This window comes from Pseudomonas sp. QLc11A (genome assembly GCF_052112305.1).
Classification (GTDB): domain Bacteria; phylum Pseudomonadota; class Gammaproteobacteria; order Pseudomonadales; family Pseudomonadaceae; genus Aquipseudomonas; species Aquipseudomonas laurylsulfatiphila.
Genome location: NZ_JAVAJJ010000014.1, coordinates 81,943 through 97,324 on the forward strand (window position 1 = coordinate 81,943; position 15,382 = coordinate 97,324).

The 15,382-nt window shown below is 60.4% G+C and carries 15 protein-coding genes; 6 read left to right on the forward strand and 9 right to left on the reverse strand.

What is annotated here, in order from left to right:
* The first annotated feature begins 151 nt into the window (after positions 1 to 151).
* Positions 152 to 1,381 (forward strand): phosphoglycerate dehydrogenase, encoded by a 1,230-nt coding sequence (gene serA / locus Q8X48_RS20020; RefSeq protein WP_007976393.1) that lies wholly within the window; start codon positions 152 to 154, stop codon positions 1,379 to 1,381.
* A 122-nt stretch (positions 1,382 to 1,503) separates the two neighbouring features.
* Here serA and Q8X48_RS20025 read toward each other — a convergent pair whose 3' ends face one another.
* The gene (locus Q8X48_RS20025; protein ID WP_126048150.1) at positions 1,504 to 1,929 is read right to left on the reverse strand and encodes a DUF4399 domain-containing protein; all 426 of its coding nucleotides are present in this window, start codon (positions 1,927 to 1,929) and stop codon (positions 1,504 to 1,506) included.
* A gap of 135 nt (positions 1,930 to 2,064) precedes the next feature.
* On the opposite strand from Q8X48_RS20025, the gene Q8X48_RS20030 reads away from it, so the two are divergent.
* Positions 2,065 to 2,649: a transporter substrate-binding domain-containing protein gene (locus Q8X48_RS20030; protein WP_407800043.1), complete on the forward strand. Its 585-nt coding sequence runs from the start codon at positions 2,065 to 2,067 to the stop codon at positions 2,647 to 2,649.
* 122 nt (positions 2,650 to 2,771) lie between these two features.
* Here the strand turns inward: Q8X48_RS20030 and Q8X48_RS20035 are convergent, their stop codons facing one another.
* The gene (locus tag Q8X48_RS20035) at positions 2,772 to 3,257 is read right to left on the reverse strand and encodes a DUF523 domain-containing protein (protein WP_407800044.1); all 486 of its coding nucleotides are present in this window, start codon (positions 3,255 to 3,257) and stop codon (positions 2,772 to 2,774) included.
* A gap of 2 nt (positions 3,258 to 3,259) precedes the next feature.
* Positions 3,260 to 3,892, reverse strand: coding sequence for a 2OG-Fe(II) oxygenase (locus Q8X48_RS20040; protein ID WP_126048156.1), 633 nt, complete (start codon positions 3,890 to 3,892; stop codon positions 3,260 to 3,262).
* A 108-nt stretch (positions 3,893 to 4,000) separates the two neighbouring features.
* Between Q8X48_RS20040 and Q8X48_RS20045 the strand changes: the two genes are divergently transcribed.
* Positions 4,001 to 4,753, forward strand: coding sequence for a DUF2059 domain-containing protein (locus Q8X48_RS20045; protein WP_407800045.1), 753 nt, complete (start codon positions 4,001 to 4,003; stop codon positions 4,751 to 4,753).
* Positions 4,754 to 4,882: 129 nt separating this feature from the next.
* On the opposite strand, the gene Q8X48_RS20050 is transcribed toward Q8X48_RS20045, so the two are convergent.
* On the reverse strand, positions 4,883 to 5,830 hold the full coding sequence (locus Q8X48_RS20050) for an alpha/beta hydrolase (RefSeq protein ID WP_407800046.1): 948 nt from the start codon (positions 5,828 to 5,830) through the stop codon (positions 4,883 to 4,885).
* 96 nt (positions 5,831 to 5,926) lie between these two features.
* Here Q8X48_RS20050 and Q8X48_RS20055 point away from each other — a divergent pair, with 96 nt between their 5' ends.
* Entirely contained in the window at positions 5,927 to 6,508 is a 582-nt protein-coding gene (locus Q8X48_RS20055) for a DUF6436 domain-containing protein (protein ID WP_126048160.1), read from the forward strand.
* Between the two features lie 103 nt (positions 6,509 to 6,611).
* A complete protein-coding gene (locus Q8X48_RS20060) occupies positions 6,612 to 9,011 on the forward strand; it encodes a penicillin acylase family protein (protein ID WP_407800047.1) in 2,400 nt (799 codons plus the stop codon).
* Between the two features lie 161 nt (positions 9,012 to 9,172).
* Here the strand turns inward: Q8X48_RS20060 and Q8X48_RS20065 are convergent, their stop codons facing one another.
* Positions 9,173 to 10,138, reverse strand: coding sequence for a GlxA family transcriptional regulator (locus tag Q8X48_RS20065; RefSeq protein WP_407800048.1), 966 nt, complete (start codon positions 10,136 to 10,138; stop codon positions 9,173 to 9,175).
* A gap of 306 nt (positions 10,139 to 10,444) precedes the next feature.
* On the opposite strand from Q8X48_RS20065, the gene Q8X48_RS20070 reads away from it, so the two are divergent.
* The gene (locus Q8X48_RS20070) at positions 10,445 to 11,086 is read left to right on the forward strand and encodes an HD domain-containing protein (protein ID WP_407800049.1); all 642 of its coding nucleotides are present in this window, start codon (positions 10,445 to 10,447) and stop codon (positions 11,084 to 11,086) included.
* A 149-nt stretch (positions 11,087 to 11,235) separates the two neighbouring features.
* On the opposite strand, the gene Q8X48_RS20075 is transcribed toward Q8X48_RS20070, so the two are convergent.
* The 4 genes from Q8X48_RS20075 to Q8X48_RS20090 form a co-directional block, all read right to left on the reverse strand.
* Complete coding sequence (locus Q8X48_RS20075; protein ID WP_015097268.1) at positions 11,236 to 12,126, reverse strand: ABC transporter permease subunit; 891 nt, start codon at positions 12,124 to 12,126, stop codon at positions 11,236 to 11,238.
* Positions 12,123 to 13,004: an ABC transporter permease subunit gene (locus Q8X48_RS20080; RefSeq protein ID WP_172435671.1), complete on the reverse strand. Its 882-nt coding sequence runs from the start codon at positions 13,002 to 13,004 to the stop codon at positions 12,123 to 12,125. Before Q8X48_RS20080 ends, Q8X48_RS20075 begins: the two co-directional genes overlap by 4 nt.
* A gap of 35 nt (positions 13,005 to 13,039) precedes the next feature.
* A complete protein-coding gene (locus Q8X48_RS20085; RefSeq protein ID WP_008048747.1) occupies positions 13,040 to 14,182 on the reverse strand; it encodes an ABC transporter ATP-binding protein in 1,143 nt (380 codons plus the stop codon).
* A gap of 73 nt (positions 14,183 to 14,255) precedes the next feature.
* Positions 14,256 to 15,353 carry a polyamine ABC transporter substrate-binding protein gene (locus Q8X48_RS20090; protein ID WP_015097271.1) on the reverse strand — a complete coding sequence of 366 codons (1,098 nt, stop codon included), beginning with the start codon at positions 15,351 to 15,353 and terminating at the stop codon, positions 14,256 to 14,258.
* Between the last annotated feature and the right edge of the window lie 29 nt (positions 15,354 to 15,382).

Here is a 15,382-nt window from a genome sequence, read left to right on the forward strand (position 1 = left end):
ATGAGTGTTTAGCGGGGTGCATATGCTAGCATACCGACCCCGCAGGGTAGTGCCCAAAGGCTGTTCTGCGGTGACGGCATTCCTGCCGTTCGGGTCAGCTCCGGGCTGCTCCCTTCCCTGCCATTTTTCTCCGGGATACAGGTTTACGCAGATGAGCAAGACTTCTCTCGATAAGAGCAAGATCAAGTTCCTTCTTCTCGAAGGCGTCCACCAATCGGCTGTCGACGTCCTCAAGGCGGCGGGCTACACCAGCATCGAGTACCTCACAGGTTCTCTGCCGGAAGCCCAGCTCAAGGAAAAGATCGCTGACGCTCACTTCATCGGCATTCGCTCGCGCACTCAACTGACCGAAGAGATCTTCGATCACGCGAAAAAGCTGGTTGCGGTCGGCTGTTTCTGCATCGGCACCAACCAGGTCGACCTGGACGCTGCCCGCGAACGCGGTATCGCGGTGTTCAACGCGCCCTACTCCAACACCCGTTCCGTAGCGGAGCTGGTGCTGGCCGAAGCGATCCTGCTGCTGCGCGGTATCCCTGAGAAGAACGCTTCCTGCCACCGTGGCGGCTGGATCAAGAGCGCGGCCAACTCCTTCGAGATCCGTGGCAAGAAACTGGGCATCGTCGGTTACGGCTCGATCGGTACTCAACTGTCGGTCCTGGCGGAAGGCCTGGGCATGCAGGTGTACTTCTACGACACCATCACCAAGCTGCCATTGGGTAACGCCACTCAGGTAGGCAACCTGCACGAGCTGCTGGCGATGTCCGACATCGTTTCGCTGCACGTACCGGAAACCGCCGCCACCCAGTGGATGATGGGCGAGAAAGAAATCCGCGCCATCAAGAAAGGCGGCATCCTGATCAACGCCGCCCGCGGCACCGTGGTCGAACTGGACCACCTGGCGGCTGCCATCAAGGACAAGCACCTGATCGGCGCGGCCATCGACGTATTCCCGGTGGAGCCACGCTCCAACGACGAAGAGTTCGAAAGCCCGCTGCGTGGCCTGGACAACGTGATCCTGACCCCGCACATTGGCGGCTCCACCGCTGAAGCCCAGGCCAACATCGGTCTGGAAGTCGCGGAAAAACTGGTCAAGTACAGCGACAACGGTACTTCGGTATCGTCCGTGAACTTCCCGGAAGTGGCCCTGCCGGCTCACCCTGGCAAGCACCGCCTGCTGCACATCCACGAAAACATTCCGGGCGTACTCAGCGAGATCAACAAGGTCTTCGCCGAAAACGGCATCAACATCTCCGGTCAGTTCCTGCAGACCAACGAGAAGGTCGGCTACGTAGTGATCGACGTCGACGCCGAGTACTCGGATCTGGCGCAAGAGAAGTTGCAACACGTCAAAGGCACCATCCGTAGTCGGGTGTTGTTCTAAAAGCAGCTACAAGCGGCAAGCTTCAAGCGGCAAGTTGAGTTCGTTTTCGCTTTGACTTGAAGCTTATAGCTTGCAGCTTGCAACTATAAAAAAGGGAGCCCCAGCGAAGCGGGCTCCCTTTTTTATTTCACATTGACGGTGATCTTCTCGGAAACGATCGGCGGATCGAACGGCATGTGGTTGCTATCGCCCAGTTCAAGCTGCAGGGTGTGTTTGCCCGGCGTAAGCGTGACTTCAGCCTGGGTCTGCGCGGCGCCGAAATGCTGGTGATTGGCGTCTTTGGGGATCGGCACTCCGGCGGCTGGCAACTCATCGACATCGATCAGCAAATGGTGATGTCCGGTGTTCTTGGTGAGATCGCCCGCCGGTGCCAAGGCAATATTCTCGACAGCGAACTTGACGACGACAGTCTGTGGAATATTCGCGCCGTCCTTGGGAGACACGATCGACACTTTAGCGCCTTCCGGAGCCGGCGTTGCAGCACTGGCCAGCACCGAAACACCCATCAACAGGCCAGCCAAAGCAGCACGTGACATAAAGGTTTTCATTCTCTTCTCCAGTTTTTTCGTAAAATCCGCGTGGCCATGACAACTTCATGGCCATTTGTTGTCGAAGGCACTCGACAACCATAGCAAAGCGAGCCTGAATCAGAGGGTCGCGATAAAAAATTCAAAGGAGTGACCATGCGCTTTCTGCCTGGCCTGATCTGCCTGCTACCCCTTCTGAGCCCTTTGGCTCATGCCGAACTGATTGATGACGTCAACGACCGGGGCGAGTTGCGCATAGCCGTTGAAGCCAACACTCCCCCATTCAACTTCAAGGATGGCGACAAGCTCGCCGGATTCGAAGTCGAACTGGGCCAACTGCTGGCAAGTGAACTCGATGTCCGGGCCGACTTTGTCGTCACCGACGGCAGCGATCTGCTGACCGGCGTCGAAAGCGGCAAATACGACATCGCTATCAACCACATAGCAGTGACCCCGGATCTCAGGGATCGTTTCGATTTCAGCGAACCTTACGTTCAAGCCCAGGCTCAATTGATCGCGCAGAAAGAAGAGCCGCGCTCCATTCTGCTGGTGCAGTCGTTGACAGAAAAGAAGCCTGAAACCGACCCGGTCGTGAGCCTGGCGATTCCTTTTCAGAAGGGAAATCCGGCGTTCCATGCCAGCCTGGAAAGCGCCTTGCAGCGAATCAAGGATGATGGGCGACTGCGAGCGCTGGAGCAGAAGTGGTTGGGGGTGGATGTGGTGCCGAAGCTGCAGAACTGAAGTGAATGCAGAACCTGTGGGAGCGAGCTTGCTCGCGATGAGGCCAGTCCAGTCAACATTGATGTTGAATGTCAGGCCGCCATCGCGAGCAAGCTCGCTCCCACAGTGTCTTTTGTCGCTCGTTAATCGAGTGCTGCCAACGCCTGAGCCGCCTGCGGCAACTCCACCTCACTGAACACCTGCACCCCGTGGCGCTTGAGCAGCGCCGCCGTCACGCCCTCGCCATCGACCTTCACCCCGCTGAACGTCCCGTCATAGGTCAGCAGATTGCCGCAGGACGGGCTGTTGGCCTTGAGGACGGCAATGCGGATGCCGTGATTTTTCACCAATTCCAGTGCCTGATACGCCCCCGACAAAAACTGCGCACTGACATCCTCGCCCTCGGTGGTGATCACCGCGGCTTGGCGATCGAGGACTTGCGCGCCCTGCCCGCCTGGAATTTCCGCTGCCGCCCGAGGCGTTGGCAAGCCACCGGCGACCTCCGGGCACAACGCCACGACCCGACCTTCGTCGAGCCATTGCTGAAGCTGATCGAACGGCCCGCTGCCCCCCCCGTCGTAACGAACGCGGTGGCCCAACAGGCAGCGGCTGACGAGAACTTTCTGCATGATCAGAACGGCTCGTTGCCGCGCCGCCGGAACCAGCCCGTCAGCGACAGGCGATCGCGGGTCGCGGGCAGGACTTCGTGGGGAACCTCTCCGGAAAGAAACACCACCAGGCAGCCGCCGGTAGGCTGCACGTCGTGGACGCGATCGTTGTCGAGGTACATGCGCAACGAGCCGCCGTGCTCGGGAAGCCAGCCATCATTGAGGTAAACCACCGCTGAAACCATGCGCCGGTCGTCATCGCGAAAGCGATCGACATGCTTGAGGTAGAACGCCCCGGGCGGGTACATCGCAAAATGGCTTTCGAAATCCTCCAGGCCGAGAAACAGACCACGATTGATCGCCTCGCGCAGGCTGTCCATCAAACTCAGATAGCTATCGCATGCCTCGGCCTGGCCGGGGTCGATCCACTGAATATGGTCGCCACGAATCCCTTCGCGGATTTCCGAAAACGGTCCACGGCCCACGGCGGCCGGAGCCAGTTCACCCTCGGCAGCACGTTTGCGACACTCGGCCGCCAGCGCTCGGGTCAGGTCCTGAGGCAGGAAAATATTCTGCTGCGACCAGCCGTGCTCGGCCAGGTCGTCGACGATTCGTAACAGCAGCGGGTGATCAGAGGATATTTGCATGCCGCGCATAGTATTCCTGTGCCCGAAAATCCGACAGAGCCGCGCAGCGGGTTGATACGAATTCTCGACAAGTACGGATGCCACACGGAGAATAGTCGCCTGCTGACTGGAGTCCCTATGCGCCGTTTGCTTTTATCACTGCTGATGTTCTGCGTTTTGCCCGCCTGGGCAGACGGCCACGACCAGTTGTACAAGGTCGCCGGCTGGCCGGAACAACGCGCGCATTTCAACGACGCCCTCTCGGCTGCCCAGCAACGCTACCAGGGCAGCCTGCCTCCGGCGGTGTATCAGGCTCTGGTCAATAACAGCAATCAGCGATTTTCCGCCCAGGCCGTGGACCAGCGCGCCGAAGCGCAATTGCGCAAGAACCTCGCCGATCCAAAACCTGCACTGACGTTTTTCCAGTCGCCTCTGGGCAAGAAGATCGTCGCTGCCGAGTTGCTGGCGACCCGTCGCGACCAACTGGCAAAAAATGCCAAGGGCTTGCCAAAGATGCAGGCCAGCGACAGCCGCCTGCTGATCATCGGCCATCTCGCACAAGCGCTGCCTGCTCGCGAGGCCGGCGCGGAAGTCAGCCTGGCGATTGCCGGTGTGGCCGCCGACAGCCTGAGTTCGATGATCCCGGGATTGCTCGGTGCCGGTCAGGCCCAGGGCATGCTCAACGGCCAGCGCCAGCGCCTGATGGACCAGATTGGCAGCGACCTGAACAACACGCTGCTGTATGTCTATCGCGACCTGTCGGACGACGAGCTGGAAGAGTTCGCGACCTTTGCCGAATCGACGCAAGGCCAGGCTTACTATCGGGCGGCACTGGCGGCGATTCGCGCGGGGTTGGCGGTGGGGCAGAGCAATTCGAACCTGGGTCAGTGATTTTCGGCGCCTGACAGATCGCTTTCGCGGGCAAGCCCGCTCCCACAGTGTTTTGAGTCAATCCACTATTTTGTGATCACCGCGAAACCTGTGGGAGCGGGCTTGCCCGCGATGGGGCCATCACTGTCGCTAAGGATTCCGACCCTTGATCCGCTTGGTCAAAAACCCTAAATACTCCTGCCGCATCACCAACGTCTCATTCGCCAGATGATGCCGCGCCTCAGGCAACATCAGCACCTGCGGCCGATCAAACTTGCCCCGCAACACTTCAAGGTTATGTTCCCAATCCACGGTCATGTCCGCCTGCCCCTGCACGATCAGCGGCCGCCTGGTGCTGACCGGCGCCGCTTCAACGCGTTTGATCCAGCGTGCCAGCGCGCCAACCCAGGCTGTCGGCAGACGCAGCGGCTGCAATGGATCGGCTTGCAGGAACGGCAGAAAGGCCGGGTCGTTGGAGTTCTCGCTGAAGCGCCGGGCGATGGCTTTGACGAACGGCCTGAGCAAGTAATAGCTCAGATGCGACCAACCCCACGCCCGCGGCCGCACCAACGGTGCCAACAGGATCACCTGCCCCTGGGCCGGGCTGCTCGCCCCCGCATTCAACACATGATCGATCACGATCGCCCCACCGGTACTTTGCCCGCACAGGTGCCACGGTTGCGGCAAATCGAGGGATTGAGCCTCGCTGAACAACCCTTGCAACGTGTCCTGGTACTCGGCGAAATCCTTGATGCTCGCCCGTTCGCCACTGGACAAGCCATGCCCCGGCAGGTCGCAGGCAATCACCACAAAGCCCTGGTCCAGCGCCCATTCGATCACATGCCGGTAGAGCCCGGTGTGGTCGTAGAAGCCGTGGATGACAAACAGCGTCGCCTTCGCCCGCTCGGGCCACCAGAACTGGCTGACCAGCTCGTATCCATCGACCTCGAAGCGCCCAAGACCGCTGCGCAACTGACGCGGCGCAAAATCCAGCCCGTAGAACTGCTGGTAGGCCTTCGCCTGCGCCGACAACGGCTGTCCGGCCGCCAGTGGCAGCAAGCTTGCACGTAGAAGATCGGGGTCGAAAGTGGCCGGCATGGACGATTCCAGAGCGTGAAACGGACTTTATAGGCCTGCGATATTCATCTGTCGCGGCAAGCATGGCAAGCTAGCCGACCTTCGAGGACTGAACCGATGCACCCGCCCCTTCGCGCCACCCTGTTTGCCAGCCTGCTCGCCGTGGTGTGTGCCGGCGTATTGTGGGCGGCCTACGACTGGTTCCAGGGGCGTTACCTGCGGGCGTTCAGCGAGCACACGGCGATGTTCTCAGGGGATCCGCTGCGCCTTCCCGATGACCTCGCAGGCCCTGGCGCCATCCGCCTGGTGCATTTCTGGGACCCGGCCTGCCCATGCAACGTCGGCAATCAGCAACACCTGACCGAACTGGTCGAGCGCTATGTACCCCATGGCGTGGAATTCTACGCCGTGCAAAAACCCGGTAGCCATGGCCAGTTACCGGGCACCTTGAACCGCCTGAAAACCATCGACGTCCTGCACGGTTCCGAACAGATCCCCGCCAGCCCGGCCGTGGCGATCTGGGACCGCAGCGGCAAACTGGCCTACTTCGGCCCCTACAGCGAAGGCCTGACCTGCAATTCGAGCAACAGTTTTATCGAACCGATCCTGCAGGCGCTGGATGAAGGCCGTGCGGTGAGTGCCACGCACACACTGGCCGTGGGGTGTTACTGCCCGTGGCCTGCCGATCCGGCGAAGTAAGCAAAGACACGCCAATACGAATCCCTCCTACGGGCGATGCGCCAAACCGGCGCGTCGTGTTAAACAGTGCCACCTGGAATCACAATAACAACAAGGAGTCCCCATGAAACGCAGCTTGACCGCTCTCGCGCTGTTGATCGTCGTGCTGGCCGCCGGTGCCGGCTGGTACCTCTACAGTAAGCAGCCGTCACGCCAGGGCATGGTGGAACTGCAACACCTGCAAGGCTCAGTCACCGTGCGCTACGACGAGCGCGGCGTTCCGCATATCCGCGCCGACAACGAAACCGACCTGTATCGCGCACTCGGCTACGTACATGCCCAGGACCGCTTGTTCCAGATGGAAGTCCTGCGTCGTCTGGCCCGTGGCGAACTGGCCGAGGTGCTCGGACCGAAGCTGCTCGACACCGACAAACTGATGCGCAGCCTGCGCATTCGCGAACGCGCCGAAACCTACTTCGCCAATCTCGACAAACAGTCACCCTCTTTCATCGCCATGCAGGCCTATCTGGACGGCATCAACCAGTATCAGGACAGCCACGCCAAACCCGTGGAGTTCGATGTGCTGGGCATTCCAAAACGCCCGTTCACCGCCCAGGACACCATCAGCATCGCCGGTTACATGGCCTACAGTTTTGCGGCAGCATTTCGTACCGAACCCTTGCTGACATTCGTGCGCGATCAACTGGGCCCTGACTACCTGAGCGTTTTCGATCTCGACTGGCAGTCCAAAGGCGTGCTCGACGGGACCGCACCTTCCCTGGCCAGCGCCGACTGGAAAGACCTCAACGCCCTCGCCCGCCTGAGCGAACAGGCCTTGGCTGACAACGGCCTACCCCAGTTCGAGGGCAGTAACGCCTGGGTCGTCGCGGGCAGCCGGACCCAAAGCGGCAAGCCTCTGCTGGCGGGCGATCCGCATATCCGTTTCTCCGCGCCGTCGGTGTGGTACGAAGCCCAACTCTCCGCGCCGGGCTTTGAACTCTACGGGCATTACCAGGCTTTGATGCCGTTCGCCTCCCTGGGCATGAACAACGACTTCGGCTGGAGCATCACCATGTTCCAGAACGACGACCTCGACCTGATCGCCGAGAAGGTCAACCCGGACAATCCCAATCAGGTCTGGTATCGCGGCAAGTGGGTGGACATGGTCACCAGCGAACAGAAGATTGCGGTCAAGGGCCAGGAACCGGTGACGCTGCTACTGCGTCAATCGCCCCACGGTCCAATCGTCAACGATGCCTTGGGCAGCGGCGTCGGCAAGACACCGATTGCGATGTGGTGGGCATTTCTCGAAAGTCAGAACCCGATCCTGGACGGTTTCTACCAGCTCAACCGCGCCGACACCCTGGCCAAGGCCCGCAGTGCCGCAGCAAAAATCCAGGCACCGGGCCTGAACGTCGTATGGGCCAATGCCAAGGGTGACATCGGCTGGTGGGCGGCGGCGCAACTGCCGAAACGTCCGGCGGGTGTACGCCCATGGTTCATCCTCGACGGCAGCACCGCCGAGGCCGACAAGGATGGCTTCTACCCGTTCAGCGCCAACCCTCAGGAAGAAAACCCGGCGCGGGGCTACATCGTCTCGGCCAACTTCCAGCCAGTGTCACCGACCGGCATGGAGATTCCCGGCTATTACAACCTTGCCGATCGCGGCCAGCAGCTCAATCGCCAGCTCAGCGACAAAGCCATGAAATGGGACCTGGAAAACAGCCAGAAACTGCAGTTGGGCACTACCACCGCCTACGGCCCGCGCTTGTTGGCGCCGCTGCTGCCGGTGTTGCGCGAAGTGCTGAGCGACCCCGCCGAACTCAAACTGGTGGAGCAACTGGCCCAGTGGAAAGGCGACTACCCGCTCGATTCCACCAGCGCCACGCTGTTCAACCAGTTGCTGTTCAACCTGGCTGACGCGACGATGCATGACGAACTGGGTAACGACTTTTTCGAAACACTGCTCTCGACCCGGGTGATCGACGCCGCGCTCCCCCGCCTGGCTGCCAGCGCCGATTCACCGTGGTGGGACAACCGCAGCACCCTCGGCAAGGATACCCGTGCCGACACGGTGAAGGCCGCCTGGCAAGCCAGCCTCGCACACCTCAAGAGCACCCTCGGCGCAGAAGCCTCGCAATGGCAGTGGGGTCGCGCGCACACCTTGACCCATGGTCATCCGCTGGGGCAACAAAAGCCGCTGGACCTGGTCTTCAACGTCGGCCCCTTCGCCGCACCCGGCAGTCATGAAGTGCCGAACAATCTATCGGCGAAAATCGGCCCGGCACCCTGGCCCGTCACCTACGGCCCTTCGACCCGGCGCCTGATCGACTTCGCCGACCCGGCCCACAGCCTGACCGTCAACCCGGTTGGCCAGAGCGGTGTAGTGTTCGACAATCACTATGATGATCAAGCCGAGGCCTACATCGAAGGGATGTATTTCCAGGCGCATCTCAATGATGAAGAAGTCACGGCCAATACGCGCAGTACGTTGAAGCTGTTGCCGGCGCGGGCGGCTCAGTAATTTTGCATTGGCTGGACCGGCCCCTTCGCGGGCAAGCCCGCTCCCACAGGGATCTGTGTCGAACACAAATTTTGTGAACACCAGAGAAACCTGTGGGAGCGGCGGTGCGGCGATCCGACTTGCCCGCGAAGGGGCCCGCAAGAGCAATGCAAATTCATGGTTCAAACCATCACCGCAAAATTCAACCTGAACTGCTGCGGCGTCACCCCCAATCTGCGATTGAACACACTGCGCATGTGCTGGGCATCGCGAAATCCACATTGATAGGCCACGGTCTTGAGCGGCGCACGCGTGCTTTCGAGCATCACCCGCGCCGCATCGACCCGCGCGCGTTCGACGAACTCGGCCGGGGTGATTTTCGCCTCCCTGGCAAACACCCGGGAAAAATTACGCGCACTCATATTGGCGGCATTGGCCAGGTCGGCGATGGCTAAATCGCCCGTCAGGTTGGCCAGCACGTAATGCTGGACCATCGCCACCGCCGAAGTCGGTTCGGCGTGGGGCGTGAGGAACGGGCTGAACTGCGACTGTCCGCCTGAACGCTGGGTGAACACCACCAGCCGCTTGGCGACATTCAGTGCCACTTCCGGCCCGTGATCCCGGCCCAATAGATACAACGACAGATCGATCCCCGCTGTGACCCCGGCCGAGGTGAACAGGTCGCCGTCCTCAACGTACAGTCGATCCGCTTCCACCCGGGACGAGGGACACAGCGCCGCCAGATCCGATGCGTCCTGCCAATGCGTGGTGACCGTGCGCCCCTCCAGCAACCCCGCCCGTGCGAGCATGAAGGCGCCGTTGCAGATCGAGCCAAACCGTTGCGCCCGCCCGCAGGCCTCGCGTAGCCAAGTGTCGAACGCCACGCCGAAACTCATGAACGGTAATTGCGGCCCGCCAGCCACCAACAACAAGTCGTACGCCTCGAGCGCTTCGCTGAAATGCCGATGGGCATTGAGTGCCAAACCGTTGGAGCACGCCATCATCCCGTGCTCGACGCCGATCACCTCCAGCCGATAGTGATCCTGCGGGGCAAGGAATCGATTGGCCTCGGAAAACACATCCATGGGCCCGGTGACATCCAGCGACTGAACGCCGGCGAAGACCACGATGGCGATGGTTTTACTCATGACGTGAATCGCCTCCTTTGGATCTGATTGCACCGTCCCTTTGTAGGAGCGAGCTTGCATCGCGATGCACGTGAGGACACCGCGTCCATCCAGGCAGCCAGCGTCATCGTTGACCTCCATCGCGAGCAAGCTCGCTCCTACAGGGTTTGCATGCACCCTAGCCAAACCAGGCGTAACAAGCGAGGTTGGCGCGATATGCATGCTCATTGGCCGGGATCGCAGCCATGGCGCGATTGTCCGGTTTCGGGGGGCGGAACAGACTGAGACCCTCAGCGCCACCCAGGCGTTCACGACGAGGAAAACTCCATGAGCACCACCATCGCCGGCATCAGGATCCCCGACAGCGCGCTGGCCAAGGCCACCACCGAATACATCCGTGACATCGAATCGGACCTGCTCTACCACCACTCGCGTCGGGTATTCCTGTTCGGCGCCCTGAGCGGTGAGCGCAAGCAATTGGCCTACAACCCGGAGTTACTGTACGTCGGCGCGATGTTCCATGACCTGGGCCTGGTGGAGGGGTACCGCAGCGACAACGAGCGCTTCGAAGTCGATGGCGCCAATGCGGCAGCCGCATTTCTCAAGCCTTACGGGCTGAGCGACGACGATATCGAACAGGTCTGGCTATCGATTGCCCTGCACACCACACCGGGCGTTCCTCAGCACTTGCGGCCCACCGTGGCACTGGTAACGGCTGGAGTCGAGATGGACGTGCTGGGCATGGACTACGCGGCGTTCTCCAGCGTGCAGCGCGAAGCGGTGGTTCATGCGCATCCACGGGGCGAGGGGTTCAAGGAATGCATCATCTGCGCGTTTGCCGATGGCTTGCGTCATCGTCCGCAGACTACGTTCGGGAATGTGAAGACGGATGTGCTGGTGGATCAGGAGCCGGGATTCAAGCCGATGAATTTCGTCGAGGTCATTCGCCAATCTCCTTGGATTGCCTGACCGCCAAAGAACCTGTGGGAGCGAGCTTGCTCGCGATGGCGGCATCACAGTCAACATCGATGTTGAATGTCAGTCCGCTATCGCGAGCAAGCTCGCTCCCACAGGATTACCGGGTTGGCCACAAAGTTGTGGTCAACCCGGCATCAGGCTCAGGCCGCTTCCGGTGCCTGCGCGCGACGCACGTCCGGTTGCTTCCACGAATCGGCGGCCGCTTCTTCGATCGCTTGCTGGATCGCACGCTTGCGGCTTTCTTCGGCGCGACGGCTGAAGAACCAGACCAGGAAGGTCACGATGGACACCGCCAACAGGATCAGGCTGGCCACGGCGTTGATCTCGGGCTTCACGCCCAGACGTACCGCCGAGAACACTTCCATCGGCAGGGTCGTGGACCCCGGGCCCGACACGAAGCTCGCCAGCACCAGGTCATCCAGCGACAGGGCGAACGACATCATGCCGCCGGCCGCCAATGACGGCGCGATCATCGGGATGGTGATCAGGAAGAACACCTTCCACGGCTTCGCGCCCAGGTCCATGGCCGCTTCTTCGATGGACAGGTCCAGCTCGCGCAAGCGTGCCGAGACCACCACCGCCACATAGGCCGCACAGAAGGTGGTGTGGGCGATCCAGATGGTGACGATGCCGCGCTCCTGCGGCCAGCCGATCATCTGCGCCATGGCCACGAACAGCAGCAACAGCGACAGACCGGTGATCACCTCAGGCATCACCAGCGGCGCGGTCACCAGGCCACCGAACAGGGTACGGCCCTTGAAGCGGGTAATACGCGTCAGCACGAACGCCGCCAGGGTACCCAGCGCCACCGCCGCCACCGCCGTGTAGCAGGCGATTTCCAGCGAGCGCACCACCGACCCCATCAGTTGCGAGTTGTCGAGCAGGCCGACGTACCACTTGATCGACCAGCCGCCCCACACCGTCACCAGTTTCGAGGCGTTGAACGAGTAGATCACCAGGATCAGCATCGGCAGGTAGATGAACAACAGACCCACTACCAGCATCAGGCTGGAGAAACGGAAGCGCTTCATTCTTTACCCTCCATTTCCTTGGCCTGACTGCGGTTGAACAGGATGATCGGCACAATCAGGATCGCCAGCATCACCACCGCCAGGGCAGACGCCACCGGCCAGTCACGGTTGTTGAAGAACTCTTGCCAGAGCACTTTACCGATCATCAGGGTTTCCGGGCCGCCAAGCAGTTCCGGAATCACGAACTCACCCACCACCGGGATGAACACCAGCATGCAGCCGGCGATGATGCCGTTTTTCGACAGCGGCACGGTGATTTTCCAGAAGCTGTTGAAGGTGCTCGAACCCAGGTCGGACGCAGCTTCCAGCAGGCTCTGGTCGTGCTTCACCAGGTTGGCGTACAGCGGCAGGATCATGAACGGCAGGTAGGAATAAACCACACCGATGTAGACCGCCAGGTTGGTGTTGAGGATCTGCAGTGGCTCGCTGATCCAGCCCATGCTCATCAGGAAACCGTTGAGCAGGCCGTTGTTGCTGAGGATGCCCATCCACGCATACACACGGATCAGGATCGCGGTCCAGGTCGGCATCATGATCAGCAGCACCAGCACCGTCTGCACTTCCTTGCGGGCAATGGAGATGCCGTAGGCCATCGGGTAGCCGATCAGCAGGCAGAGGATGGTGCTGAACAGCGCCATCTTCAACGAGCCGAGATAAGCGGCGATGTACAGCTCGTCACCGGCCAGCATCGCGTAGTTGCCCAGGTTAAGCAGCAACTGCAGCTTCTGCTCGGCGTAGCTGTAGATTTCGGTGTAGGGCGGAATGGCCACGTCCGCTTCGGCGAAACTGATCTTCAAAACGATGAAGAACGGCAGCATGAAAAACAGGAACAGCCAGATGAAGGGAACCCCGATGACCATCTGACGGCCACCGGGAATTATTCGATTGAGTCGACGCTTGAATTTGCGCATGTTCATGAGCGGAGCACCACGCCGCTGTCGTCTTCCCAGTACACGTAGACCTGATCACCCCAGGTCGGACGCTGCCCGCGACGTTCGGCGTTGGCCACGAACGACTGCACCAGCTTGCCGCTTGGCAGTTCGACGTAGAACACCGAGTGCCCGCCCAGGTAGGCGATGTCGTGCACTTTGCCGCTGGACCAGTTGTACTGGCAGGTCGGCATGTCAGCGGTGACCAGCAGTTTTTCCGGACGGATCGCGTAGGTGACCGACTTGTCCTGCACCGAAGTGCTGATGCCGTGGCCGACGTAGATCTGACGATCCAGGTCTTTGCAGGTAATGATCGCGTGGCCTTCGGCATCGTCGATCACTTCGCCTTCGAAGATGTTCACGTTACCGATGAATTCACAGACCAGGCGGCTGGTCGGGGTTTCGTAGATGTCGATCGGGCTGCCGATCTGGGCGATCCAGCCCAGGTGCATGATCGCGATACGCTCGGCCATCGTCATGGCCTCTTCCTGGTCGTGGGTCACCATGACGCAGGTTACGCCGACACGCTCGATGATCTCCACCAGCTCCAGCTGCATTTGCGAGCGCAGTTTCTTGTCCAGTGCGCCCATCGGTTCGTCGAGCAGCAGCAGCTTCGGTCGCTTGGCCAGGGAACGGGCCAGGGCCACACGCTGACGCTGGCCGCCGGACAACTGATGCGGCTTGCGCTTGGCGTACTGGCTCATCTGTACCAGCTTGAGCATTTCGGCGACGCGGGCGTCGACTTCAGCCGCCGGGATCTTGTCCTGCTTGAGGCCGAAGGCGATGTTCTGCGCCACGGTCATGTGCGGGAACAGGGCATAGGACTGGAACATCATGTTGATCGGCCGCTCGTAGGGCGGCATGTCAGTGATGTCTACGCCATCGAGGAAAATGCGCCCCTCCGTGGGCCGTTCGAAACCTGCGAGCATGCGCAGCAATGTGGACTTGCCCGATCCCGAGCCGCCGAGCAGGGCGAAGATCTCACCCTTCTTGATTTCCAGGGACACGTCGTCCACGGCAATCGTCTCGTCGAACTTCTTCGTGACCCGGTCGATTTTGACCAGCACCTGTTTAGGTTGCTGGTCGCCCTCGAGGGCTTTCTTATAGGCGCCGGAGGCAACTGCCATTTACGAAACTCCCAAAAAAAAAGAGTGCAGTTCGCTCAAGGTGAGCCAACCTTGGATAGTTTGAGCCTTGAAGCTATTTACCCGACTTGACCTTGGTCCAGCTGCGGGTCATCAAACGTTGAATGTTCGGCGGTAACTCGACCGACACATAGGTCTTGTCGAGCACCGCTTGCGGTGGATAAACCGCTTCATCGGTGCGAATGGACTGTTCCATCAGTTTGTCCGACCCGGGGTTCGGGTTGGCGTAGCCGACGTAATCACTGACCTGAGCGATAACCTCAGGCTTGAGCAAATAGTTGATGAAGGCGTGAGCCTGCTTGACGTTGGCCGAGTCCTTCGGAATCGCCAGCATGTCGAACCAGAGCGCGCCGCCTTCTTTCGGGATCGAGTAGGCGATGTTCACGCCTTTCTTGGCTTCTTCGGCGCGGTTCTTGGCCTGGAAGATGTCGCCGGAGAAACCGATCGCCACGCAGATATCGCCGTTGGCCAGGTCCGCGATGTACTTGGAGGAATGGAAGTAGGTCACATAAGGGCGCACGGCAAGCAACTTGGCGGTGGCCTTTTCGTAATCCTTGGGATCAGTGCTGTTAGCGTTCAGGCCCATGTAGTTGAGCACTGTCGGCATCATTTCATCGGCGGAATCGAGGAACGCGACGCCACAGCTTTGCAGCTTCTTGATGTTCTCCGGTTCGAACAGCACGCCCCACGAATCAATCGTATCGACGCCCAGCACAGCCTTGACCTTGTCGACGTTGTAACCGATGCCGTTGGTGCCCCACAGGTACGGCACGGCGTACAGGTTGCCCGGATCGTTCTGCTCCAGGCGCTTGAGCAGCACCGGGTCGAGGTTCGAATAATTCGGCAGCTGCGACTTGTCGAGCTTCTGGAATGCCCCGGCCTTGATCTGTTTGCCGAGGAAGTGGTTCGACGGCACGACCACGTCGTAGCCGGTACGCCCGGCCAGCAACTTGCCTTCCAGGGTTTCGTTGGAATCGAAAACATCATAAACCGGCTTGATCCCGGTCTCTTTCTGGAAGTCGGCCAGGGTGGTCTCGCCGATGTAGTCCGACCAGTTATAAATATGCACGGTACCGGCGGCCTGGACACTGACGGCCATCGTCAGCCCGGCGCCCACCAGCATGGCATTGCGCAACAAAGAAAAAATAGGCACGTGGAGGTCCTCTGAAATTAGTTGGGCCC